This window comes from Nesterenkonia sp. LB17, assembly GCF_022565915.1.
GTDB lineage: Bacteria > Actinomycetota > Actinomycetes > Actinomycetales > Micrococcaceae > Nesterenkonia.
Window position 1 is genome coordinate 69,834 of record NZ_JAJOYX010000001.1, and the last position, 24,014, is coordinate 93,847.

Genomic DNA, 24,014 nt, shown 5'->3' on the forward strand with positions numbered 1-24,014 from the left:
TCAGAGGCGAGCACCCACGGCCGTCACTGCTTGTCAGTGCCTGAAGTCAGCGTCCGTTGCTCCCGGAGGGCTTGGTGGACGAGTCGGTGTTGCTGCTCGAGGACGAGTCGGTGTTGCTGCTCGAGGACGAGTCGGTGTTGCTGCTCGAGGACGAGTCGGTGTTGCTGCTCGAGGACGAGTCGGACGAGCCGGTGCCGCCGGAGGACTGGCGGGCCTTCTCATCCGCCGCGTCGGCCTGCTTCTCGACCTTCTCGGCGGCCTGATCGACCAGCTTCTCGGCGCTGCTGCCGGCCTTCTTCACGGTGTCTTCGGCGCGCGCGGCGGCGTCGATCGCCACGTCGGCCACCGGAGTGGCGGCGTCGTTGGCGTGCTTCTTGACCGAGTCGGCCACGGTGGAGACGTACTGCTTGGCAGTCTCTCCGGCCTTGGTCACGGTCTCCTGGACCTTGGGGTCCTTCCAGGTCTCCGCGGCGTTCTTCTTCACGGCGTTGAGGCTCCGCTCGAATTCTGCCTTGCCGCGCTTGCTGCCGATGATGTAGCCGATGGCTACGCCGGCGCCCAGTGTGAACAGTCGCATGGTCAACTCCGTTCTGACGGTGGATGAGTCTCTCGTGTCTTACGAGTCCCTTTAGAACTTAGTCTGCTTTGCACGCCGATGTCACGGTCATGACCCCTGATGGACCCTGATTCCACCCTGATTCAGCACCCGGCTCCATCCCTGGTTCGCGCCGCAGGGGTCGCCTGTTCGAGCTCAGACCGGAGCCTCGGATCGGCGGCTCAGCCGAGCGTCGCGGTGCGCGGGTCCAGCTGGTCCGTCGCGCCCGGCACCGGCTCGGCCGGGTCGTGGCCGAGCGCCACGATCCGGTTCTCACCGTCCACATGGACCACCTGCGGCTCGTGGGAGGCGAGCTCGAGCGCGTCCAGCATCACGTAGCTGATCAGGATGATCAGGTCCCCTGGATCCACCAGGTGGGCGGCGGCGCCGTTGATCCCGATGACACTCGATCCGCGCGGACCAGCGATGGTGTAGGTCTCCAGGCGTGCACCGTTGGTGATGTCGACCACCTGGACCTTCTCGCCCTCGACGATCCCTGCCGCGTCGAGCAGATCGGCGTCCACGGTGATGGACCCCACGTAGTGCAGGTCCGCGTGGGTCACGGTGGCGCGGTGGATCTTGCCGCCCATGACGGTCCTCAGCATGCTCGGCTCGCTTTCGACGAAGGAAGGGTGCTCATGACGTGGTCCATTATCCAGCGTCCGAGCCGAGCCCGGTATTCCCGGGCGCGGGCCGCCGTGTGGTCAGCGCCGTGACGGCCCGGCTCCCGACCTCGACGAGCCCGCAGCCCAGGATGCTGGAGACGATCGCCGCCACCAGCAGCTCGGTCGAGGGCATCACGAAGAGGTGGTACTGCACAGATATGGGGAGCAGGAGCACCGCGGCGAGGAGCAGGTACATGGTCCCGATCAGGGCCACCCGCGGCCACGTCAGCGGGCGCAGCGCCACATTGAGCACCCAGAGGCCCACCGCGGTCAGGCACAGCGTCGTGGCGGTCTGGATCGCCGCGGAGGGCGCTTCGAGGTAACGGCCGAAGGCGCTGACCGTGACCACTGCGAGCACGATCGCGATCGCCGTCGGGATGGAGAAGAGCATCGAGCGGCGGAGGAACCCCGGTCGGTAGAGCCGCGGATTGGGCATCAGGGCGAGGAAGAACGCCGGGAATCCGATCATGAGGAAGTCCACGGTCGAGAACTGACGGGGAAGGAACGGGAACTCCCAGAAGAGCAGCCCGTAGATCAGCCCGAGCAGGATCGCATAGGCGGTCTTGGACAGGAACAGGTGCGCCACCCGCTCGGTGTTGGCGATGACCTTGCGGCCCTGTTCCAGCACCGAGGGGAGCCGGTCGAAGCGACCGTCGAGCAGCACCATCCGAGAGACCGCCTTGGTGGCCGGTGCGCCGTCGCCCATGGCGATCCCCAGGTCAGCCTTCTTCATGGCCAGGGCGTCGTTGACTCCGTCGCCGGTCATCGCCACGACGTGTCCGGCAGACTTCAGCGCCTCCACCATGGTGCGCTTCTGCTCGGGGGAGACCCGGCCGAACACCGAATGGTGTTCCAACGTCTCGCGCAGCGCCACGGGGTCTTCTGGCAGCGCGGAGGCGTCCACGGCGTCGCCTTCGATGACCATGCCCACCTCGCGGGCCACCGCGGCGGCCGTCTTGGGGGAGTCGCCGGAGATCACCTTCAGCGCGATGTTCTGCTCACGGAAATACTGAAGCGTGGCATGGGCCTCGGGACGGACGTTCTCCTTGAAGGTCAGCAGCGCCACCGGGACCATTCCCTGCGGCAGTCGCTGCCCCCGGCCGAGCGGCCCGGTGTCGCCGTCGATGATCGGGCCGTCCAAGGGCGCGTGGGCGAGCAGCATCGTGCGCAGTCCCCGGCTGGAGAGCTCCTCGGTGCGGTTCAGCAGCTGCTCCGTGCGCACCTGCGGGTCGGTGGAGTCCCCGCGGAGGATCTCCGGGGCGCCCAGCACCCAGTGCCCGGCGAGACCGCCGGCGTCCGCGGCGAAGCTCACGGCGGAGAAACGCCTGGCCGAGGAGAACTGGACCTGACTGGCCACCCGGTGCCGAGGCAGGGCCGTGTAGGGTGCGCGCAGCGCCGCCGCGGTGGCGTTCGCGCCCTCATCGGCGCCGAAGAAGGCCAGCACCTGCTCCCACTCGGCGGTCCCCTCCAGCGCGGTGGACCCCGGGTCGCGGCGGGCCGGGGCGGGAAGCCCGCGCGGACTCAGCGCGGTGGCCCGGTGGAAGGCGATGGTGCCGTCGGTGAGCGTGCCGGTCTTGTCCAGACAGACCACATCCACCCGGGCCAGGATCTCCACGGCCGGCTGCTCCTGGAGCAGCACGTTCTCCCGGGAGAGCTTCACGGCGGCCACGGCGAAGGCGATGGTCGTCATCAGGGCCAGCCCCTGGGGGATCATCGCGGTGACCGAGGACACCGAGGTGACCAGCGCGTCCCGCCACTGGCCCGACTCCCAGGCGGTGTTCCAGCCGCCGAAGGCCTGCATCTGGCCGTTGAGCACCACCGCCACGATGGGCAGCAGCACCATGGAGAGCCAGAAGGCGATCTTCTCCATCGCGCGGCGCAGCTCCGAGTTGATCTTCTGATATCGCTTCGCCTCGGTGGCCAGCCTCACCGCATGGGCCCGTTCCCCCACGGCAGTCACCCGGAATCTTCCGGATCCCGCCACCACGGCGGTCCCGGAGAGGATCCGGTCGTCGCGGCGCTTGGCCACGGCATCGGACTCCCCGGTGAGCATCGATTCGTCCACGTCGAGCCCCTCGGCGCTGAGCACCGCGCCGTCGGCGGGGATCTCGTCGCCGCGGCGCAGCTCGACGACGTCGTCGAGCACGATCTGTTCGCGGTGGATCTGCAGGAGCATCCCGTCCCGCAGCACCCGCACATCGTCCTGGTGCAGCAGCGCGATGGCATCAAGCTTGCGCTTGGCGCTGTACTCCTGGAAGAGCCCGATGAAGACGTTGGCCACCGCTGCGACCGCGAAGAGCAGGTCCAGCCAGCGTCCCAGCAGGATGATGGCCAGTGCACAGAGCCCGATGATGAGATTGAACAGCGTCATCAGGTGGGTGCGCAGAATGTCGGTGATCGAGCGCGAGGTGGTTCGCGGCTGGACGTTCGCCAGTCCCAGCCGGTTTCGCTCCAGCACCTGCACCGAGCTCAGACCAGCGGTTTCGAGCGTCTTGGGGTCCACGGCAGACCTTGTCTCCGCGGTGTCGCGGATCGCAGTCCTCTGGGCAGCCACAGGGCCAGAGTCTACAGTTCGGATCAATCGGAGCCGGAGACCGCGACGATCAGCTCCTCGCCGCTGGCACCGACCTCGATGCTGAGCGCGAAGTCGACCTGGTGGCTCTCTTCAAGGCTCGCCCCATCGTGGAAGTGCCGCGAGTCGAAGGTGACCGTGGCCGACATGTCGGCACCGGGGGTCTCCCAGCCCTCCTCGGCGAAGTCGAGCGTGAGGCCCTCGGGCTCAGGCATCCGCCAGCTGATGGACTCGGTGACCACCTGGTTGGGGGTGTTGATGCCCATGGGGCATCCGGCGGGCATCAGCACCTGCTGATCGGCACAGCCGTCCAGATAGGCCCCGACCTCTTCCTGGAGCAGGTCCTGGGCGGCCTCGGAGGCCTGGAGCTCCAGCGTGATCTGGTGGGCCTGGCCGTCGTCGTCCCCCTCCCCGGCGTCCTGGACCACCACGTAGCGAGAGGCGCCGACCAGCCATTCGCTGTCCACCGCGATCTCCACCACGGCCGGGACATAGGTCCGCAGCGTCGCGGAGTCGTCTTCGAGGTTCACCGGCTCACCGTTCACGGTGATCTGCGCGATGCCGCCGGCCGCGGCGCCGGGCACATCGATCTGCAGCTGGCTCATCGACGCCGCCGTGAGCTCCCAGTCCGGGAAGAAGGCCAGCGTGTTCTGCTGGGATTCCATGGGCAGCTGGGTCTCGAAGCTCTCACCCTCGATGTCGAACTGCATCATCGCGCGTCCCCGCTGCCCGGGGTCTTCCTCGAACCTGGTGTTCTCGATGCCTGCGGCGCTGCGTGCAAGCGCGTCTCCGTCCAGCAGCAGGCTGTCCATCGGGGCGCCCTCCGCCGCGTCCAGCGCGGCGGGGTCGAAGAATCCCAGCGCCTCGGATCCGCTGCCTCGGGTGATCGAGTCCCAGTACTCCTGCGCGGTGTGACCCGGGGTGTAGATCCTCTCGCTGACCTGCCAGATGGCGACGCCGCCGGCCGCCAGCGCCAGGACCAGCGCGGCCGCCCACGCCACCAGCAGTCCGCGGCGGGAGCGGGTGCGCCCGGGCGCCCCGGGTGGGGGCGGCGGAGGGGAGTGGGGGGCCTGCGACATAGGGTTCAGCGTAGCAATGCCCTGACCCTCCGCCCGTCGCTCGGCTGCCGCCCCGCAGGGGCCGCCCCGGTCGCCGGTTCGGTGATCGGTCGGGTCTGCGCTGATCAGCCCAGCAGCACGGCGACCAGCACCACGGTGGGGATCGCCGCGATGGTGGTCAACAGGACCGTGTCGCGGGCGATGACCTCCCCGGCCTGATAGCGCACGGCAGTGACCAGCACGTTCTGCGCGGTCGGCAGGGCCGCCATGACCACCGCGACGAGCACCTGATGCGCATCGAGTCCGAAGACGAAGGACGCGAGCAGCCAGGCGAGCACCGGGTGCAGGATCAGCTTCAGGCCGGCGGCGAGGAACACGTCACGACGCCGGGCGGAGGCCCTGCTCAGCGGCCGGCTGCCGACCAGGGAGAGGCCGAAGGCCAGCAGCATCAGCGGGATCGAGGCGCCGGCGAGGAGCTCGATCGCCTCCTGCACAGGGGTGGGGAAGCTCAGTCCCTGCCAGGAGAAGAGCAGGCCGAGAGCGGCGCCGATGATCATCGGGTTCACCGCCGACTGCCCCAGGCTGCGCAGCACCGCGATGCGGGGGCGGGGCCGGACCTTCGGCGTCGTGCCCGCGTCGCGGGTCAGCAGGTCCAGTGCGGTGACGTAGATCGGGGTGTAGATCGCCAGCTGGAACATGATGATCGGCGCGGCGAGCGCGACGTCGCCGAGCACATAGGCCGCGATCGGGAAGCCGAGGTTGGCGCCGTTGACCAGCGACCCGCTCATTCCGCCGATCATCAGATCAGACCCGGCGCGGCCCTTGAGCAGCAGGAGTCGGCCGAGCAGGATGAACGCGACCAGGGTCATCAGAGCACCGATGGTCGCGATGGCGAACTGCGGCCCGAGCACCTCGCGCAGCGAGGATTCGGAGATGGTGACGAAGAGCAGGCAGGGGGAGGCCACGAAGAACGCGACGCGGCTCATCACCACGCGCGCATCGGGGCCGAGCACCCCGAACCTGCCGATGCTCCAGCCGACCGCGATGATCAGCCAGATGATGGTGAAGCCGGAGAGGACCGCGCCCACGACACTCCTCCCGGCTCCTGCAGCAGATTCAGCTCAACACTCTAGCCCCGGCGGGGGCGGTGCGAGCGCTGCCGCTCAGCGGAGGTCAGCTCATTGCTGGGCTTCGGCGTCCTCGGCAGGGCTGATGAAGTCGGTGCGGATCCGCTCCACGCCCTCGGCGGAGATCTGGAAGCCATGCTCCTGGCCGGCGTCGATCATGATGCCGGCGCCGGTGATCGACTGCACGATGGCGACCCCGGGGGCCTCCACGGCATGCGGAGCGTGCTCCTTGTAGTCATCGGGAATGTTCCCGCTGGTGCTGAACAGCGCGATCAACGGGTTGCCCTCGTTGTCCTGCAGCGTCAGCGGATTCACCGAACCGGTCTCGTCGTTGACCTCCTCGGGGCTGAGGAAGAAGACGCTGCTGGTCAGGAAGGTCCGGATGATCTCGCCGGCCTGCGCGGTGCCGTCCTTGCCCTCGATCAGGACCTGCTCGAGCGTGGCGGCGGGGCCGACCTGCTCGGCGGCTGCGTCGGTGGCGGGAGTCTGCTCTGGCTGGGTATTGGGAGTCTCGGTCATGTCTCTACGCGATCACGGACTCGCGCAGAATGCAATGCGAACGGGCCCGGCTCGTCTCCGGCAAGTGCTGTGCTGAGGTACTTTGGGCGAGTGCTGCTATCTGACCGAGACATCCGAGCCGAGATCGACGCCGAGCGGATCAGGCTGGACCCGCTGGACACCTCGATGATCCAACCCTCAAGCGTGGATGTGCGCCTGGAGCGCATGTTCCGGCTCTTCGACAACCACAAATACGCCCACATCGACCCGGCGGCGGACCAGCCGGATCTGACCCGGCTGGTGGAGGTGGATCCCGAGGAGCCCTTCATCCTGCATCCCGGGGAGTTCGTGCTCGGCGCCACCTATGAGTCGGTCACCCTGCCCGACGACGTCGCGGCCCGGCTGGAGGGCAAGAGCTCACTGGGCCGGCTGGGACTGCTGACCCACTCCACCGCGGGGTTCATCGACCCCGGGTTCTCCGGGCAGGTCACCCTGGAGCTCTCCAACATGGCCACGCTGCCGATCAAGCTGTGGCCCGGGTCGAAGATCGGTCAGCTCTGCTTCTTCCGGCTGAGCTCTCCGGCCGAGCACGGCTACGGCACCGGGGCGCATCAGTCCCGCTATCAGGGCCAGCGCGGACCCACGGCCTCGCGCAGCCACGCGAACTTCCACCGCACGATCATCAGGTAGCCCGAGGCCGGGTCAGCTCGGGGCCACTCCGCCCCGCCTCAGCCATCAGCTGCGGTTCAGCACCCGATGCTCGCGCATCTTCGCCGGACCGGTGGGGTTGTGCACCAGGGTCAGGGTGAGAAGCCCGATGCTCAGGATCACCACCACGCCGATGATGATCGCCTTGTCGCTGCCGCCCGCGCTCCACAGCAGCAGCGCGATCAGCCCCGGAGTCAGGAAGGACACGCTGCGCCCCGCCGTCGCGTAGAGCCCGAAGAGCTCACCGGCCCGGCTCGGCGGTGCCAGCCGGGCCAGGAACGCCCGGGAAGAGGACTGCGCCGGGCCCACGAACACGCAGAGCATCAGCCCGAAGACCCAGAAGGCGCCCGTCGGGGTGACCACGAAGCCGCCGAAGCTGCGCTCCACGTCGAGGAAGTACAGGATTGCGGCGGTGATGATCAGCGCGGTCACACAGGTGGCGATCACTCGGCGCGGACCGACCCGGTCGTCGAACCAGCCGCCGATGAACGCCCCCAGCGCCGCGGCCACATTGCCGGCGATGCCGAAGAGCAGGATGTCGGAGGTGGTGAACCCGAAGACCGTGACACCGAGGATCGCGCCGTAGGTGAACACCGCGGAGAGCCCATCACGATAGATCGCGGAGGAGACCAGGAACCAGAAGGTGTTCCGGTCCTCACGCCAGAGTCCGATGACCAGCCCGACGAGCCTGCGGTAGGACTCCAGGATGCTGACCCGTTCCTGAATGACCTCCTGGTCGGCGGTCTTGAGCGGCGTCAGCAGCAGCGGCAGCGAGAAGATCAGGAACCAGGCGGCAGCCACCAGCGCCACTGCCCGGACGTTGACCATCTCATCCTCTCCCAGTCCGAACAGGTGCGGCGGCTCGCCGGCGACCAGACCGAAGTAGACGATGGCGAGGATCACGATCCCGCCGAGGTAGCCCGAGCCCCAGCCGATGCCTGAGACTCGGCCCATCCGTGGCGAGTCAGCGATGTCGGTGATCATGGAGTTGTAGTTGAGGTTCGCGAACTCGTCGAAGAGCGTCATCGTGGCCATGAGGGTCACGCCCAGGACCAGGTAGGCCTGGTCGGGCTTCACGAAGAAGCATGCCGCGACCAGCGCGATGACGATCAGGGTGTTGACGGCGAGCCAGCGTCGTCGTCGGCCGCCGTTGTCCGCCCGCTGCCCGATGACCGGGGCGGTGAGCGCGATGACCAGCCCGGCGATGGTGTTCGCGGTGGTCAGATACTGCGTGCCCTGCCCGCCCGGCCCGACCGCGTCGGCGATGTAGGTGCCGAAGACGAAGGTCACCATCACCGCGCTCACAGTGGCATTGCCCCAGCTCCACAGGCTCCAGACCGCGATCAGCCGCTTCTTCAGCGGAGCGAGGGAGGAGGCCGCGACGGGCTCGATGCTGGTCATTGCGGCATAGTAACCCTGGTTTGTTAACATTGAGAGGATTGCCGCCGCAGAACCTGGATCCAGGAACTCGCAGTGAGGCGTGTGAGGCTGATGACTGGAGAGGAGCGGGGTACATGATCATTGGGATGCTGGCTGTGCTGTTCGCGCTCAGCATCCTGACCCCCTTCCTGTACCACCGGTTCGGCCGCCGCACCTTCTTCTTCCTCGCCGCAGTCCTGGCTGTGGCCATGGTCGCGATCCTGAGCTATGTGCCCGCGGTGCTCGAGGCCGATCAGGCCGCCGGCATCGGCGAGCCCAACGCTCCTCCGGCCGAGGTGATCGAGTGGATCCCGCAGTTCGGCGTGGAGCTGGCGTTCCGCATCGACGCCCTGGCGCTGGCCATGTCGGTGCTGATCCTCGGCGTCGGGGCCCTGGTGATGCTCTACTGCGCCCGCTACTTCGCGTCCTCCGAGCGTGCGGCGGGCCCCTTCGCCGCGGAGCTCTTCGCCTTCGCCGCCTCGATGCTGGGTCTGGTGCTCGCCGATGACCTGGTCATGCTCTTCGTGTTCTGGGAGCTCACCACGATCCTGTCCTTCCTGCTGATCGGCTTCTCGGCACACCGGATCTATGCCCGCCGCTCAGCGATCCAGGCGCTGCTGGTGACCACCTTCGGCGGACTGGCGATGCTGGTGGGTCTGCTCTGGCTGGGTCAGCTCACCGGCAGCTACCGGCTCTCCGAGATCCTCGCCGCCGCCCCGGAGCTGGTCTCTGACCCCGCGACGGCGACCGCGGTGGACATCGCGGTGGCGCTGGTCCTGCTCGGCGCGCTCTCGAAGTCCGCGCTGGTCCCGTTCCACTTCTGGCTCCCCGCAGCGATGGCGGCGCCGACTCCGGTCTCGGCCTATCTGCATGCCGCCGCGATGGTCAAGGCCGGCGTCTACCTGGTGGCCCGGTTCGCCCCGGGCTTCCACGAGACCACCTTCTGGCTGCCGCTGGTGCTCGGGCTCGGGCTGCTCACCATGCTGGTCGGCGCCTGGCGGGCGCTGCGCCAGACCGACATCAAGCTGGTGCTCGCCTACGGCACGGTCTCCCAGCTGGGCTTCCTGATCATGATCAACGGGCTGGGCACCGAGGACGCGGCGCTGGCCGGACTCGCCATGCTGCTGGCCCACGGGTTGTTCAAGGCGGCGCTGTTCATGGTGGTCGGGATCATCGACCACCAGTCCGGCACCCGCGATCTGCGCAGGCTCTCCGGGCTGGCCCGGACCCAGCGCCCATTGTTCATCGTCGCGCTGATCGCCACCGCCTCCATGGCAGGCCTGCCGCCGCTCTTCGGCTTCGTGGCCAAGGAGGTCGTCTTCGAGTCGTTCTTCAGCTACGCCGAAGCCACCGACGGGGGCTCGGCGCTGACCTGGGGCTGGCTGGTGCTGGTCGGCGTCGTGCTGGGCTCCGCGCTGACCGTTGCCTACTCGGCCCGGTTCCTCTGGGGAGCCTTCGCCACCAAGCGCGAAGCCTCCGGCGCTGCGGCGGCGCCCATCGTCTTCAAGGGCCCGGTGCCGCGGGTCTTCCTCGCAGCTCCGATGATCCTCGCCGCGGCGACCGTGGGCCTGGCGCTGTTCCCACAGCCGGTGCAGGCGCTGGTCGAACCCTGGGCCACCCTGTTCGCGCCGGTGGACCCCGCGGTCGAACCGACCTATCTCGCGCTCTGGCACGGACTGACCCCGGTGCTGGGACTCTCCGCGCTGACCTGGGTGCTGGGCTACGCGCTCTTCCGCCTCCGCGAGCCTTTCGCCCGCGTCCAGACGAAGGTGCCTCCGGTGTTCGACGCCGAGCGCGGCTACCGAGCCACGGTGCGCGGGGTCGACATGCTCTCCTCCTGGGTCACCGCCCGCACCCAGCGCGGTGCGCTGGGCTGGTACCTGTTCATCATCCTCGCCGTGGCGACGCTGGTGCCGCTCAGCGTGGTGATCTTCGGCGGCCCCGGAGGCGCCGGGGTCTCAGATCGCTGGATGGTGGACGACTTCATCATCGCCGAGCAGCCGCTGCAGGTGGTGCTCGCGCTGATCATCCTCGGCGGAGCCTCCGGCGCTATCTGGGCTCCCAAGCGCTTCATGGCGGTGCTGATGGTCTCGCTCTGCGGCTGGGGGATCGCCGGGATCTTCGCGCTGCAGGGCGCCCCGGACCTCGCGCTGACCCTGCTGCTGGTGGAGTCCATCGTGCTGGTGGTCTTCGTGCTCGCGCTGCGAAGCCTGCCGGCGGGCATCTGGACCCAGACCCCCACCCGGTTCAAGTTCGGCCGCGCGGCGCTGGGCATCGGCTTCGGCGTGGTCATGATGGCCGTCGCGGCGATGTCCATGAACGCCCGCACCGCCGATCCGGTGTCCGTGGAATACCCCTGGATGGCCTATGAGGTCGGTCAGGGCGCCAACATCGTCAACGTCACACTCGTGGACATCCGCGTCTGGGACACCTTCGGTGAGATCACCGTGCTCGCCGCCGCGGCCACCGGCGTCGCCTCGCTGATCTTCGTGAAACGCCGTGACGTGCAGCGCCGGGAGCTCCATGAGGTCCCCAGCGGCACCGTCGGACGGGTGCTCTCGGACAAGGCGCTCTCCCCGCGCCAGGTCCGCGAGATCAAGGTCGCCCGCTCCTTCGCCACCGTGGCCCGTGAGGCCTGGCTGGTGGCGGGCCGCACGGTGGCGCCGGAGCACCGCAGCATCGTCTTCGAGGTCATCACCCGGCTGATGTTCCACGGCATCATCATGATCTCGCTCTACCTGCTGCTGGCCGGACACAACCTGCCAGGCGGCGGCTTCGCCGGCGGCCTGCTGGCGGGACTCGCCTTCGTGCTGCGCTACCTGGCCGGCGGCCGCTACGAGCTCGAAGCCGCGATCCCGTTCTCCGCCGGCGCCATGATGGGCTGGGGCCTGGCCATCGCCTGCTTCACGGGCATCACCCCGCTGATCGCGGGCGGGCAGGCCTTCCAGTCCTTCGACTTCTACCTCACCCTCCCGATCTTGGGCGAGCACCACTTCGTCTCGGCGATCCTCTTCGACGTCGGGGTCTACCTGGTGGTCATCGGCCTGATCGTGGACATCCTGCGCAGCCTCGGCTCGGAGATCGATGTGCGCAGCGAACGTGAGGGCCAGCGCGCCACCACCACCGCGCACGGCATCCACGGTGAGACCTCTGCGGGGGTGGCCCGATGACCGTCAACCTGACCCTGCTGGTGCTCATGGGCGCGCTCTTCGCCATCGGCATCTACCTGCTCCTGGAGCGCTCACTGACCCGGGTGCTGCTCGGGATCATCCTGATCTCCAACGGGGTGAACCTGCTGCTGCTGCACACCGCCGGCCGCGCCGGACTCGCCCCGATCTATGATCCCGACATCTCCGCCGAGGAGTATCTCGACCCGCTGCCGCAGGCGCTGCTGCTCACCGCGATCGTGATCGCCTTCGCACTGGTCAGCTTCATGCTGGCGCTGATCTACCGGTCCTGGGTGCTCGCCCGGCAGGACGAGCTCGCCGACGACGAGGAGGACCGCCGCATCGCCTCCTACGCCAACGTCCATGACACCGAGGAAGACGCTGAGCTGGCCACCGAGACCACCGAGTTCGCCGATGACACCGACTCCTCGGGGCGCCAGCTGCTGAACCCGCGCCGCGGGGTGGATGAGGTGGCTGGGACGGATGCCGCAGATGAGGCGCCCGCGTCCGGAGCGATGCACGCAGACCAGCTCGACGTCACCATCGGAGCCGGACGCGCCGACGGGCCGCCTCGGCAGGTCCCGGCAGATCCCGACGTCGAGCCGACGGCGGAACCTGACACCGATCCGGCTGAGGATCCAGACCCGACCGAAGGAGGTCAGCGCTGATGAACACCGAGTTCCTCAACTTCACCCCGCTGGCCGTGCTGATCCCGTTCTTCGGCGCGGGCTTCGCCTTCGCCTTCTACCGCAACAAGTCCGCCCAACGGGCGATCACCATCGGCGCGCTCGTGCTCACCGTGATCCTCGAGGTCACGATGCTGAGCCACGTCTGGAACGGCGGCGCCCACGCCATCCACCTGGCCGGCTGGCCGGCGCCCTTCGGCATCGTGATGGTGATCGACCGGTTCGCGGCGCTGATGCTGGTGGTCTCCTCGATCATCACCCTGTGCGTGCTGCTCTACGCGGTGGGCCAGGGCGCCGCCGAGGAGAAGGACGACTCCGGTCCGGTCTCGATCTTCTACCCCACCTACCTGATCCTGGTGGCCGGCGTATCCAACGCGTTCCTCGCCGGTGACCTGTTCAACCTCTACGTGGGCTTCGAGATCTTCCTGACCGCCTCCTATGTGCTGCTGACCCTGGGCGGCGGTGAATCCCGGATCCGTGCGGGCGTCACCTACGTGGTGGTCTCGATCGTCTCCTCGATGCTGTTCCTGATCACGATCGGGATGATCTACGCCGCCACCGGCACGGTGAACCTGGCCGATCTCGCGCTGCGCCTGGCGGACCTTGATCCCAGCACCCAGCTGACCCTGCACGTGATGCTGCTGGTGGCCTTCGGGATCAAGGCCGCGGTGTTCCCGCTGGCCTTCTGGCTGCCCGACTCCTACCCCACGGCGCCGGCCCCGGTCACCGCGGTGTTCGCCGGGCTGCTCACCAAGGTCGGCATCTACGCGATGATCCGCACCGAGACGCTGCTCTTCCCGGGGGAGCGGATCAACACCGCGCTGATGATCGTCGCGGCGCTGACCATGATCGTGGGAATCCTCGGTGCGCTGGCGCAGGCGGACATCAAGCGCATGCTCTCCTTCACCTTGATCAGCCATATCGGCTATCTGGTCTTCGGGCTCGCGCTGAGCTCGATCATCGGCATGGCCGCCACCATCTACTACGTGGCCCACCACATCACCATCCAGACCACGCTGTTCCTGGTCACCGGACTGATCGAACGCCGGTCCGGGACCTCCAACGTGCTGCGCCTGGGCGGGCTGGCGAAGATCTCCCCGGTGCTGGGACTGCTGTTCTTCATCCCGGCGATGAACCTCGCCGGGATTCCACCGTTCTCCGGATTCGTCGGCAAGCTGGGCATGATGCAGGGCGGCATCGCGGAGAACACCTGGATCACCTGGACGCTGGTGATCGCCTCGGTGGTGACCTCCCTGCTCACCCTGATGGCGGTGGCCAGGATCTGGACCCGCGGCTTCTGGCGCAAGCCTGAGGACGCCGATGAGACTCCCGAGCGCCAGCTGATGTCCAAGACGCTGGCGCACTCCCGCGCGGCGAACAAGCGCTACCTGCCGATGTCGATGGTCGCCCCGACCGCGGCGCTGGTGGCGATGTCGCTGGCGTTCAGCGTCTTCGCCGGCCCGCTGATGGACTTCTCCCGGGCCGCCGCGCAGGATATGTATGAGCGCACCCCCTACCTGGAGGCCGTCTTCGGCCCCGACCGGACCGAGGGTGTGCGCGACGAGCTCGAGGAGTTCGCCGCCACCTTCCTGATCGACTATGAGCTCGACGACGGCGGCGCGGCCGAGCATGCTCCGGTGGAGACCTCCCTGCAGCCCGATGACGAAGCGGCCGACGTCGTCCCGGAGATCACCGACGGGGATGATCAGTGATGAAGAGACCCAAGACTCCGCTGAAGCTGGAGCTGCCGCTGATCGCGTTCCTCGGCTTCTTCTGGATGGCGATCTGGCAGGACTTCACGATCGGCACGTTCATCATCGGGGCGGTCTATGCCACGATCATCGTGCGGGTGTTCTACCTGCCGCCGCTGCGCGGCAGCGGACGGCTGAACCCCTGGTGGGGACTGGTCTTCACCGGTCGCTTCCTGGTGAAGATGGTCGCCGCCTCGTTCCAGGTCTCCTGGATCGCCGTCGTCGTCGGACCGAGGGTGAAGAACTCGATCATCTCGATCCAGCTGCGCAGCCATGACGACCTGATCGTCACCCTGACCGGGCATGCGCTTGCGCTGGTGCCGGGCTCCCTGGTCCTCGACGTCGACCGCACGACGGCGACCCTCTACCTGCACACTCTCGACATCAATTCCGATGAGGATGCCGAGAAGATCCGCCAGGACGCGCTGAAGACCGAGGCGCTGCTCATCCTGACCTGCGGGAATCGCTCGGACGTGGCCGTGGTCAAGGCGGAGAAGCGCCTGGGCAGGATGTCGGGCTTCTCCAAGACCGAGCGGGAGGCCCCGTTCATCCATCGCGGCGACGGTCCCAGCGAGGCCGAGCGGGACGCCGAACGTGCCGCGGGACGCACCCCCGAGCGTACCGACATCGATGCCGGCGCCGATTCTCCTGAGCGGACCACGATCGAGGAGGTGGAGCACTGATGCTGGACATCGCCGTGCACATCACCCAGGTGCTGCTCGCCATCGGCGCCATCGGCAGCGTCTACCGCATCTATAAGGGCCCCTCCGTGCTGGACCGGGTGATCAGCCTCGACGTGATGCTCATCATCGTGGCCTCGATGATGATCGTGGACATGGTGGTCAACGACCACCAGGACTTCATCATGTTCGTCGTGATCACGGCCGTGATCGGCTTCCTCGGCGCGGTGGCCATCGCACGCTATGTGGTCGTGCGCTCTCCCGAAGAGGTGGCCAGCGAATCCTCCGAGCAGGACCCATACCCTGCGCCCCCGCTGGCCCCGGCCATCCCCGGTGCCGCTGCGGAGAGCGAGCCGGAGGCCCCGCACGACCCGGTGAGCACCCCCAGGATGCCCGGGATCGAGGTGGAGGAGGGCGAGGACGAGTCCACCTCCTGGTTCTCCGCCCTGACCCGCTCCGGGTTCACCCCGCGCCGCCACGACGACGCCCCCGCAGACGACGACGCCAGCGCCGACGCGGAGGAAGCCCCGAGTGCTGACACCGCTGCTCGCCCGCCCGCACAGAAGCCATCGAAGCAGGAGGATCGTGATGCTTGAGTCTCTCGACGCGGACCTGATCCTCGATGCGGTGGCCTCGGTGCTGCTGGTGATCGGCGGGCTGATGTCCCTGGCCGCCGGCGTCGGCCTGGTCCGGCTGCCCGATCTGCACTCGCGGATGCACGCAGCGACCAAGCCACAGGTGCTGGGGCTGCTCGCGCTGCTGCTGGCCGCGGCGATCAGCTGGCGGTCCTGGGAATGGGTCGCCATCGTGCTGCTCGCCTGGGGCCTGCAGCTGCTCACCGCGCCGGTCAGCGCGCACGTGGTGGGCCGCTCCGGCTACCGCACCAAGCACATGCGCCGGGATCTGCTCACCCATGACGAGCTCGCCAGCGCGGTCGAGCGGATCAGCCGGGACATCCCTCCCTCCCGCGGCTGAGCATGGACCCGCTCAGGTCCAGACGAAGTTCCAGGCTCCGGCGAGGACCGCCGCGGTCACCGCCAGCGCCCCGATTCCGGCGCCGCCCAGGATCACCGGCAGATCCGCCGCGCTGAACCGCGCCGGGCGCGCCCAGCTGCGCGGTCCCGCGCCGAACCCGCGCGACTCCATGGTCACCGCGAGCCTGGTGGCCATCCGGATGGCCTGGACCAGCAGACCGAAGGCCTGCGAGGCCGTGCCGCGCATCCGTGCCGTGAGCCCGCCGTGCGCACCCACGCCGCGGGCTCGGCGGGCGTGCCCGATCGTTCTCCAATGCTCCGCCAGCAGACCGAGCAGCCGCATCGCCGCCAGCGCACTGAGCACGAAGCGCGCGGGCAGCCGCAGCTGCTGCGCCAGGGAGTCCGCCAGATCCGTCGGATCCGTGGTGGAGAAGACGATCACCGAAGGCAGCACGATCGCGAACGCACGGGCGCCCAGCGCGAGCCCCAGCGTGATCGATCCCTCGCTGATCGTGGTGAACCCCAGGTCAGCGAGCACACGACCGGACTCTTCGGCGGCGATCGCCGTGCCCCAGGCGGCCACCACCGCGCCCGCGGCGAAGGGCCAGACGCGTCGCAGGAAGCCGCCCGGTCTGATCCCGGCCAGCGGCAGCAGCGCGAGGCTGGCGAGGATCACGACGCCGGAGCTCACCGCGTCGATGGTCATCACCAGCGCCGCCGTGATCAGGAAGACCGCGATGAGCTTGGCCAGCGCATTGCGCCGGCCCAGCCAGGACAGCGACCGCTCAGGCCCGAAGAGCTCCCCACCCGGGGGGTCTGACCGCTCCCCGCCCCGCTGCTCGTCCGGGGTGACCGGTTCTTCTCGCCGGACCTGGTGCTCACTCGCGTGAAGTCCGCGCAGGAAGGCGGCATCGTGGGTGACCGCCAGCACCGTTCCGCCGGAATCCACATGCTCGCGCAGCAGCGAGATGAGCTCCGCGAAGGTGCGGGCATCCTGGCCGAAGGTGGGCTCATCGAGCATCAGCACCTCAGGTCCCGCCGAGAGCACAGTGCCCACCGAGAGCCGGCGCTTCTCCCCGCCCGAGAGCGTGAACGGGTTGGCCTCGGCCAGCTCCGTGAGTCCGAGACGCTCCAGCAGCCGGGCGACCCGGTCGTCGATCTGCTGCTCGTCGAACAATGGGTCCGTCGTGCCGGGGACCTCGGCCTGCTGCGCGCCCAGGGCGAGCTCCTCGCGGACGGTGCTGCGCACGAACTGGTGCTCCGGCTCTTGGAAGACCACCCCGATCCGGGCGACCAGGTCAGCGGAGCGCCACTTGTGCGGGTCCTCCGCCAGCAGCGCGCCAGCGCCCTTGAGCTCCGCAGTCGCCGAGACGCTGCCGGCATGGGCGGGCAGCAGCCCCGCCAGGGTCAGCAGCAGCGTGGACTTCCCCGCGCCGTTGGCGCCGGTGATGCCCAGGGTCTGACCTCGACGGATCACCAGATCGAGATCCTTCACGGTCGGCGGCGCCGGCTGCGCGCGCCGCCAGCCGGGTTTGGGGGAGTGGCGTCCGACGGCGAGGCCCTCGGCCAGCAGCAGCGGTTCGGCCTGCTTCCGCCCAGTCCCGCCCAGCCGCTCAGTCCAGTCCTGCCGCTCAGTCCCACCCCTCCACACCGGCAGATCCTGCAGCGGATCCCGTCCGGGAACCCAGAGCCCCATGCCGGCCAGCTCCTCGCGAAGCGCAGCATCGGTGAAGATCTCTGCGGCGGGACTGCTCCTGCGGATCCCGCCGCCGGTCTCGAGCACCAGCAGGGTGTCCATGTGCTCCGCCCAGACCTCGAGACGATGCTCCACCAGGATGACCGTGGCGCCGGTGGCCTCGGCGGCGGCGAGCACCGCGTCACGTACCTGCCGGACGCCCTCGGGGTCCAGGTTTGCGGTGGGTTCATCGAGCAGCAGCAGGCCGGGGCGCATCGCGAGGATCCCGGCCAGGGCCAGCCGCTGCTTCTGTCCTCCGGAGAGCTTCGCGCTGGGATGATCCAGGTCGAAGCTGTGCAGTCCGACATCGGTCAGTGCGGCCCGGACCCGCTGCCAGATCTGCTCCCGCGGCACGGCGAGGTTCTCGGCGGAGAAGGCCACGTCGTCGCCGATCCGCGAGAGCACCACCTGGGACTCCGGGTCCTGCTGCATCAGGCCGGCCCGGCCGCGGGCCTGCTCAGGGTCGACGCCGTCGAGCAGCAGCCGGCCGTGGACCTCGGCCTCGTCATCATGCAGCACCGCGGCCAGCGCGTGCAGCAGGGTGGACTTCCCCGCCCCCGAGGGCCCCGCGAGGAGCACCTTCTCTCCCGGAGAGATCTGCAGGTCAAGGCCCGCCACAGCAGCACGCTCGCGTTCGGCATGGGTCCAGGACCATCGCTGCGCGGTGACGGCGACCCCGCGCGCAGGGTGCGCCCGGGTCGCGGAGCCGGGCTCAGGGACCGGGGTGCCGGCGAGATCACCAGCCCCGGCGTCGACCCGTTCACCCATGTGCTCGCCCGAGGCTCAGCCGTGGCTCCCGGTGCGCTCGCCGAGAGTTCAGCGGCCCCAGCACCGAGGCCGCCGCCAGTCCACGGGTGGCGAGCCAGGGGAGCACCCCGGCGATGATCGCCCCGGAGAGCGCGAAGCAGGTGATGTGGATGATGGTCTCGGTGGGGGCGTAGGCGTACATCGGGACGATCCAGTGATAGGTGATTCCGCCGGTGAGCCCGGAGGCGGCGCCGGCTGCCATCGCGAACTCCAGGGAGAAGCGGCGATAGGCCACCGCCAGGAAGATCAGCTCGGCACCGAGGCCCTGCATGAACCCGGAGGAGAGCACGGTGAGTCCCCACTGGGAGCCCAGCAGGGCGGAGACCGCCGCGGCGACCATCTCGCAGTAGATCGCGGCGCCGGGCTTGCGGATCACCAGGGCCCCGAGGACGGCGGGGAAGAGCCACATCCCATGCACCAGGGTCTCCACCGGCGGGTAGAAGACGAAGAGGTTCCCGATCAGGTGGTAGCTGAGGTTCCAGCCCCAGAAGATGACTCCGGAGGCGACCGCGAGCACCGAGGCGACCACGATGTCGGAGACCGACCAGCGCCATGATCGGGCGGGGGAGTGTGCGCCTGTGCCGCGACCGGAGGTGGCCGGGCGTTTGCTGCTGCTCATGATGCTTCTCCCTGGATGAGGGCGGACCAGAAGCACGCAGGAGGAGAGCTCGAGCCGGAGCTCGAGCATCCGAGTGAAGATTCTCGACTTCCTTCGCAGGTCCTAACCTGATCAGGTGCGAGGGTCTGGGCCTTCAGCCCACTCTCAGCGCCCTGCCGGCGGAATCATGGCTTTTCAGCCGCGTTCTTCCGTCGAGGGGCGCTCCCCTGTCGTGTCTCAAATGACGTGCACTAGAGTAACACCAGGACATCGACCCACCCCCTGAGGAGAACATTGTGGACAAGCTTCTGGACAAGGGCATGGCCCTTGGCATCTCACTGGCAGGCGGCTTCGTCGCCACCCGAATCTTCGACTTCGTGTGGAAGAAGGCCACCGGCGACGACGCCCCGCGCGTGGGCAACGACGAGATGACGCTCAAGCGAGCCCTCGCCTTCTCCATCGGTTCCGCGGCCGTCTCTGCGACCGTGCAGGTGCTCTCCCAGCGGGGCGCAAGCTCTACGGTGAAGAAGCTCCGCAGCAAGGTCGGAGATCGCGCGGAGGTCTGATCGATGCGCATCGCTGCCGCTCAGATCACCACCGGCCCGGATCCTGAAGCCAACCTCGAACTGATCCGCGAATATGCCGCACGCGCCGCGCAGGCCGGCGCCCGCGTCGTCGTGTTCCCCGAGGCGACCCAGCGAGCCTTCGGGCACCCGCTGCCACCCGTGGCCGAACCGGTCACCGGCCCCTGGGCCGAGGCGGTCCGCGCCCTGGCGCGCGAACTCCAGATCGTGATCGTCGCCGGGATGTTCACCCCCGGGGTTCCCAGCGGCGAGGGTCGACCGCGGGTGGTCAACACGCTCATTGCCGTGGGGCCGGCCGTTTCCGGCGAAGAGATCGATGTCGCCTACGACAAGATCCATCTCTATGACGCCTTCGGCTTCAAGGAGTCCGACGGCGTCCAGCCCGGCCGCAGCCCCGCGCAGTTCGTGCTCGACGGGGTCACCTTCGGCCTGGCAACCTGTTATGACATCCGCTTCCCGAACCTCTTCACCGACCATGCCCGCTCCGGGGCGCAGGTGACCCTGGTGCCGGCCTCATGGGGAGCAGGGGAGGGCAAGCTGGAGCAGTGGCGGCTGCTCGCACAGGCCAGGGCGCTGGACTCCACGCAGTACATCCTCGCCTGCGGTCAGGCCGACCCCGCCGCCGCGGGGGTGGACGCGGTCCAGGGAGCGCCCACCGGAATCGGTCATTCGATGATCGTCTCCCCGCTGGGCGTCCCGCTCAGCGAGGCCGGCGGCGCACCCGAGCTGCTGGTCGCAGAGGTGGACCCGGAAGTGGTCAGCCAGACCCGAAAGATGGTCCCGGTGCTGAAGAACGCCCGCCAGCTGCAGAGCTGACGGGCGTTCTTCAGCACCGGCTGTGCCGGCGGGCTGTGGACGCGCTCAGTCCACCGGGTGATTGACCGGGAGGTCCTGGTCCAGGAAGCTGTTCAGCTGCGCGGTGAGTTCGGGGTCCACGGCGAGCTCGTGCTCATCGATCCGGTTCACCGGAGCGGCGAGCCGCACCGAGGACAGCAGCCACACGTGGTCTGCCGCGTAGAGATCCTCCGGGGTGAGCGGCCCATAGCCGAGCTTCCATCCCGCCCGCTCTGCAGCGGTGAAGATCGCGCCCTGCGTGGTGCCGGGCAGGATGCCGGTCTCCAGCACCGGGGTGATCAGCGTCGGGGGCTCGCCTGCGGCGCCCGCCTCGGCGATCAGCACCGTGGAGGTGGGCCCCTCGAGGACCTGGCCGTCGGAGGTGATGAAGATGACGTCGTCGAAGCCGCCGGCGTCGGCGTGGCGCAGCGCCGCCATGTTCACCGCGTAGCTCAGCGTCTTCGCCCCGAGCAGCAGCCAGGGCGCCCGCTCGGCGGCGGTGGAGTCATAGCCGCGGTCGAGCAGCGTCACGCCGAGCGGCTTTCCGCGGTTGGTCCGCATGCTCTCCGCCACCGGGGTCAGCATGAGCCAGTAGGTGCCGGCGAAGGCCGGATCCTCGGAGGCGGGCTCGTTCTCCACCCCGCGGGTGGCCACGAGCTTGATCGCGAGCTCCTCAGGCACTCCGCCCCGCGCGCGGTACTCCTCGAGGCCCAGCCCGACGGCGGCCTCCCAGGAGTCTCTCGGAGGGATGCCGATGTCGAGGATGCCGGCGGAGCGTCGCAGCCGGGCGAGGTGCGCGTCGAGCTTCCGCGGCGTCCCGTTGATGGCGTGCATCGTCTCGAATATCCCGTCCCCGCGAATGGCACCGAGATCGGTGATTCGCAGCTGGGGCTGGTGCGGGTCAAAGACCGCACCGGTGGGGTGTTCGGCGTCGATGCGTACGGCGACGGCGGCCACAGAGTCATCACGAAAGTGCTCAGCCATGGCTACAGCCTAGCTCCTGCGCGACCTGCCGGGGGCGATTGACGTGAGCGGACCCAGTAGGCTGTCTTGGAAGGATTGGGAGGGATGCGTTGCTGTGGCCATTTAGCGGGCTGGGACTTGACTCCCTGCCGCAGGGGATCTTCCTGAGCATCCTCGTGTTCGAGATCGGCGTACGGGTGGCTGTGATCGGCATCATCCCGTCGAACCGCCGTCCCAACACTGCGATGGCCTGGCTGCTCGCGATCTTCTTCATCCCCGCTATCGGGCTTCCGCTCTTCCTGCTCCTGGGTCGCAGCAAGCTCTCGGCTCGGCGGCAGGAGCGTCAGCAGCGGATGAACGCGGCGCTGCTGGAGGCCACCAGCCAGATGCAGCTCTCCGACCAGCTGCGCGAGCACGAGCAGCTCAGCGCCACCGTGGTGCTCAACCGCAACCTCGGCGCGTTCCCCATCCAGGAGGGGAACCAGCTCACCCTGATCACGGACTATAAGGCGTCCTTCACCTGGCTGGTCGATCAGATCGATGAGGCGCGGGAGTACGTCCACGTGCTCTTCTACATCGTCGGCGATGACCCCGAGTACACCGGCCCGGTCCTCGACGCCATGGAGCGCGCGGCCGAGCGCGGGGTCAAGGTGCGTTTCCTCTACGACCACCTCGGCACCGCCCGGGTCAGCGGCTACCGACGGCTCAAGCGCAGGCTCCGCAGCTCGAAGATCGAATGGTACCGGGTGCTGCCGATCCGCCCGCTGCGCCGTCGCTTCTCCCGCTTCGACCTGCGCAACCACCGCAAGATCGTCGTGATCGACGGCATCACCGCACTGACCGGCTCCACGAACCTGATCGAGCCGCACTACCAGCGCCCCGCGGCGGTGCGGATGGGTCGGCGCTGGGTCGAGCTCAACGTCGTGCTCACCGGTCCGGCCGTGACCGGGCTCGACATCGTCTTCGCCTCGGACTGGTATGCCGAGACCAACGAGAACCTCGGCGAGAAGCTGCTGGTGGACCTCGAGGCCGATGAGGCCGCCTCGGGCGGTTCGCTGGTCCAGGTCGTCCCCTCCGGCCCGGGATTCCCGGACGAGAACAACCTCCGACTCTTCAACGACCTGATCTACCAGGCCACCCATCGGATCATCATCTCCACGCCGTATCTGGTCCCCGACGATTCGCTGCTCTACGCGCTGACCAATGCCGCGCACCGCGATGTCGAGGTCCTGGTCCTGGTCTCCAAGAAGGCCGATCAGTTCACCATCCAGCACGCCCAGCAGTCCTACTATCAGATCCTGCTCGAGGCCGGGGTGCGGATCTTCCGCTACCCGGACCCCGATGTGCTGCACGCGAAGTTCATGATCATCGATGACCACGTCGCGGTGCTCGGCTCCTCGAACATGGACATGCGCTCCTTCTCGCTGAACCTGGAGGTCACGCTGATGATCGTCGACGCGGGCAAGGTGGCCGAGATCGAAGAGGTCTTCACCCGGTACCTGCTGCTCTCCACCGAGCTCGATCTTCAGGAGTGGGCCCGCCGGCCGTGGCACGTCCGATACCTGGACAACACGTTCCGACTGACCTCGGCTCTGCAGTAGAGCCCTTTCCGATGAGCGGATATACTCACTGCCCAGGGTGCCGGAGCGCACAATTCGGCCCCTCTCACCCTGCGCCGACGAGACCTGAGGAACCATGATCGGATTGCGTTCGACGGCTCACCGAGCCGTGCCCTGCGCGACTCGGGCCAGGGGTCTCCTTGCGCTGTCTGCGGCTGGAGCGCTCGCCGTGACTGCCACCGGCTGCTCCCCAGACGCCGAAGATGCGAGCTCGGCGCAGGATGTCGCATCCATGAGCTCCCTCCCGTCGGAGGCTGGGGAGCCTGATGGCAGCGCCGACGAGGATCCCGCTGAGGATGAGACCGGAACCGAAGAGTCAGCTGCGTCTGACGCAGACGAGCTGCTCACCGAGCGAGAGATCTCCCAGGTGCTGGTCACCGAGTCCGAGCTGCCCTTCGCCCCAGACAGCCACTCCACGCTGACCGGACTGAACTTCTTCAAGGACCAGCTCGGAGCGGCCGCAGAGGTCTATACCGAGAGCTTCGGCGAGGGCGAGTGCGCCTCGGCGATGGACCGGATCAATGCGGATCTCATCGGGGAGCGCCCGGAGCTCGGCGTGGTCCAGGAATACAAGCATGAGCTCGCCGATCGCACCGAGAGCCTCTACGTCTGGATGCTCGGTCTCGAGGACCCGCCGGAATCGGCTGTCATCTGGGACCGGGTCATCGAAGCCTGCACCGCCGAACCGCTGCGCGGTGAGACCGATTCGGTGGACGTCGAGGCCTTTGAGGCCCACGACTTCCGCGGTCTGGAGCTGAACATGAAGGTCCACGACGGGGAATCCATGGTGGAGGTCCTCGGCTTCTCGGCAAGCGTCGACTACGGCAGGCACCTGCTGATGGTCAGCGCCGCGAACATGGACGCCGAGACCTTCGACGCAATTGTGGAGCGCCAGGCAGGGAAGCTCGCGACCTTCGACCACCAGCGCACCGACTAGTTCTACTCAGCCGCGGCCGACCGCCACAAGACGGCAC

At 68.4% G+C, this 24,014-nt stretch carries 21 protein-coding genes and 1 riboswitch; of the genes, 11 read left to right on the top strand and 10 right to left on the bottom strand.

Translation table 11 applies throughout. From position 1 onward, the window contains the following. Positions 1-46: 46 nt before the first annotated feature. The 6 genes from LTH96_RS00320 to LTH96_RS00345 form a co-directional block, all read right to left on the bottom strand. Entirely contained in the window at positions 47-577 is a 531-nt protein-coding gene (locus LTH96_RS00320) for a hypothetical protein (protein ID WP_241463626.1), read from the bottom strand. Between the two features lie 200 nt (positions 578-777). Further along, on the bottom strand, positions 778-1,200 hold the full coding sequence (gene panD / locus LTH96_RS00325; protein ID WP_241463627.1) for an aspartate 1-decarboxylase: 423 nt from the start codon (positions 1,198-1,200) through the stop codon (positions 778-780). A gap of 46 nt (positions 1,201-1,246) precedes the next feature. Then, the gene (locus LTH96_RS00330) at positions 1,247-3,814 is read right to left on the bottom strand and encodes an HAD-IC family P-type ATPase (RefSeq protein WP_241463628.1); all 2,568 of its coding nucleotides are present in this window, start codon (positions 3,812-3,814) and stop codon (positions 1,247-1,249) included. 23 nt (positions 3,815-3,837) lie between these two features. Next, positions 3,838-4,911 (bottom strand): hypothetical protein, encoded by a 1,074-nt coding sequence (locus tag LTH96_RS00335; protein ID WP_241463629.1) that lies wholly within the window; start codon positions 4,909-4,911, stop codon positions 3,838-3,840. A 104-nt stretch (positions 4,912-5,015) separates the two neighbouring features. Beyond that, the gene (locus LTH96_RS00340) at positions 5,016-5,978 is read right to left on the bottom strand and encodes an AEC family transporter (RefSeq protein WP_241463630.1); all 963 of its coding nucleotides are present in this window, start codon (positions 5,976-5,978) and stop codon (positions 5,016-5,018) included. A gap of 90 nt (positions 5,979-6,068) precedes the next feature. Then, positions 6,069-6,536 (bottom strand): SseB family protein, encoded by a 468-nt coding sequence (locus tag LTH96_RS00345; RefSeq protein WP_241463631.1) that lies wholly within the window; start codon positions 6,534-6,536, stop codon positions 6,069-6,071. Between the two features lie 90 nt (positions 6,537-6,626). Here LTH96_RS00345 and dcd point away from each other — a divergent pair, with 90 nt between their 5' ends. Further along, positions 6,627-7,205, top strand: a complete 579-nt coding sequence (gene dcd, locus LTH96_RS00350) for a dCTP deaminase (protein ID WP_241463632.1) — start codon at positions 6,627-6,629, stop codon at positions 7,203-7,205. A gap of 45 nt (positions 7,206-7,250) precedes the next feature. Here dcd and LTH96_RS00355 read toward each other — a convergent pair whose 3' ends face one another. Beyond that, complete coding sequence (locus tag LTH96_RS00355) at positions 7,251-8,624, bottom strand: MFS transporter (RefSeq protein ID WP_241463633.1); 1,374 nt, start codon at positions 8,622-8,624, stop codon at positions 7,251-7,253. Between the two features lie 116 nt (positions 8,625-8,740). Here LTH96_RS00355 and LTH96_RS00360 point away from each other — a divergent pair, with 116 nt between their 5' ends. The 6 genes from LTH96_RS00360 to mnhG are packed head-to-tail and all read left to right on the top strand — an operon-like array spanning position 8,741 to position 15,901. Further along, the gene (locus LTH96_RS00360; protein WP_370644376.1) at positions 8,741-11,812 is read left to right on the top strand and encodes a Na+/H+ antiporter subunit A; all 3,072 of its coding nucleotides are present in this window, start codon (positions 8,741-8,743) and stop codon (positions 11,810-11,812) included. Continuing rightward, complete coding sequence (locus tag LTH96_RS00365; protein ID WP_370644347.1) at positions 11,809-12,477, top strand: Na(+)/H(+) antiporter subunit C; 669 nt, start codon at positions 11,809-11,811, stop codon at positions 12,475-12,477. Before LTH96_RS00360 ends, LTH96_RS00365 begins: the two co-directional genes overlap by 4 nt. Then, positions 12,477-14,207, top strand: coding sequence for a Na+/H+ antiporter subunit D (locus LTH96_RS00370; protein ID WP_241463635.1), 1,731 nt, complete (start codon positions 12,477-12,479; stop codon positions 14,205-14,207). The genes LTH96_RS00365 and LTH96_RS00370 overlap by 1 nt, the downstream gene beginning before the upstream one ends. After that, entirely contained in the window at positions 14,207-14,929 is a 723-nt protein-coding gene (locus tag LTH96_RS00375) for a Na+/H+ antiporter subunit E (RefSeq protein ID WP_241463636.1), read from the top strand. The genes LTH96_RS00370 and LTH96_RS00375 overlap by 1 nt, the downstream gene beginning before the upstream one ends. Next, positions 14,929-15,522 (top strand): monovalent cation/H+ antiporter complex subunit F, encoded by a 594-nt coding sequence (locus tag LTH96_RS00380; RefSeq protein WP_241463637.1) that lies wholly within the window; start codon positions 14,929-14,931, stop codon positions 15,520-15,522. The genes LTH96_RS00375 and LTH96_RS00380 overlap by 1 nt, the downstream gene beginning before the upstream one ends. After that, complete coding sequence (gene mnhG / locus LTH96_RS00385) at positions 15,515-15,901, top strand: monovalent cation/H(+) antiporter subunit G (RefSeq protein WP_241463638.1); 387 nt, start codon at positions 15,515-15,517, stop codon at positions 15,899-15,901. The genes LTH96_RS00380 and mnhG overlap by 8 nt, the downstream gene beginning before the upstream one ends. 12 nt (positions 15,902-15,913) lie before the next feature. Here the strand turns inward: mnhG and LTH96_RS00390 are convergent, their stop codons facing one another. After that, positions 15,914-18,403 (bottom strand): ATP-binding cassette domain-containing protein, encoded by a 2,490-nt coding sequence (locus LTH96_RS00390; protein ID WP_241463639.1) that lies wholly within the window; start codon positions 18,401-18,403, stop codon positions 15,914-15,916. Beyond that, complete coding sequence (locus LTH96_RS00395; RefSeq protein ID WP_241463640.1) at positions 18,396-19,061, bottom strand: ECF transporter S component; 666 nt, start codon at positions 19,059-19,061, stop codon at positions 18,396-18,398. Before LTH96_RS00395 ends, LTH96_RS00390 begins: the two co-directional genes overlap by 8 nt. Positions 19,062-19,132: 71 nt before the next feature. After that, positions 19,133-19,279, bottom strand: a riboswitch (TPP riboswitch). Between the two features lie 57 nt (positions 19,280-19,336). Between LTH96_RS00395 and LTH96_RS00400 the strand changes: the two genes are divergently transcribed. Beyond that, positions 19,337-19,606, top strand: coding sequence for a DUF4235 domain-containing protein (locus tag LTH96_RS00400; protein ID WP_241463641.1), 270 nt, complete (start codon positions 19,337-19,339; stop codon positions 19,604-19,606). Between the two features lie 3 nt (positions 19,607-19,609). Then, on the top strand, positions 19,610-20,440 hold the full coding sequence (locus LTH96_RS00405) for a carbon-nitrogen hydrolase family protein (RefSeq protein WP_241463642.1): 831 nt from the start codon (positions 19,610-19,612) through the stop codon (positions 20,438-20,440). A 45-nt stretch (positions 20,441-20,485) separates the two neighbouring features. Here the strand turns inward: LTH96_RS00405 and LTH96_RS00410 are convergent, their stop codons facing one another. Beyond that, positions 20,486-21,442 carry an aminodeoxychorismate lyase gene (locus LTH96_RS00410; RefSeq protein ID WP_241463643.1) on the bottom strand — a complete coding sequence of 319 codons (957 nt, stop codon included), beginning with the start codon at positions 21,440-21,442 and terminating at the stop codon, positions 20,486-20,488. A gap of 89 nt (positions 21,443-21,531) precedes the next feature. Between LTH96_RS00410 and cls the strand changes: the two genes are divergently transcribed. Beyond that, complete coding sequence (gene cls / locus LTH96_RS00415) at positions 21,532-23,022, top strand: cardiolipin synthase (protein ID WP_241463644.1); 1,491 nt, start codon at positions 21,532-21,534, stop codon at positions 23,020-23,022. A gap of 250 nt (positions 23,023-23,272) precedes the next feature. Further along, positions 23,273-23,977 (top strand): hypothetical protein, encoded by a 705-nt coding sequence (locus LTH96_RS00420; protein ID WP_241463645.1) that lies wholly within the window; start codon positions 23,273-23,275, stop codon positions 23,975-23,977. The last annotated feature ends 37 nt before the right edge of the window (positions 23,978-24,014 follow it).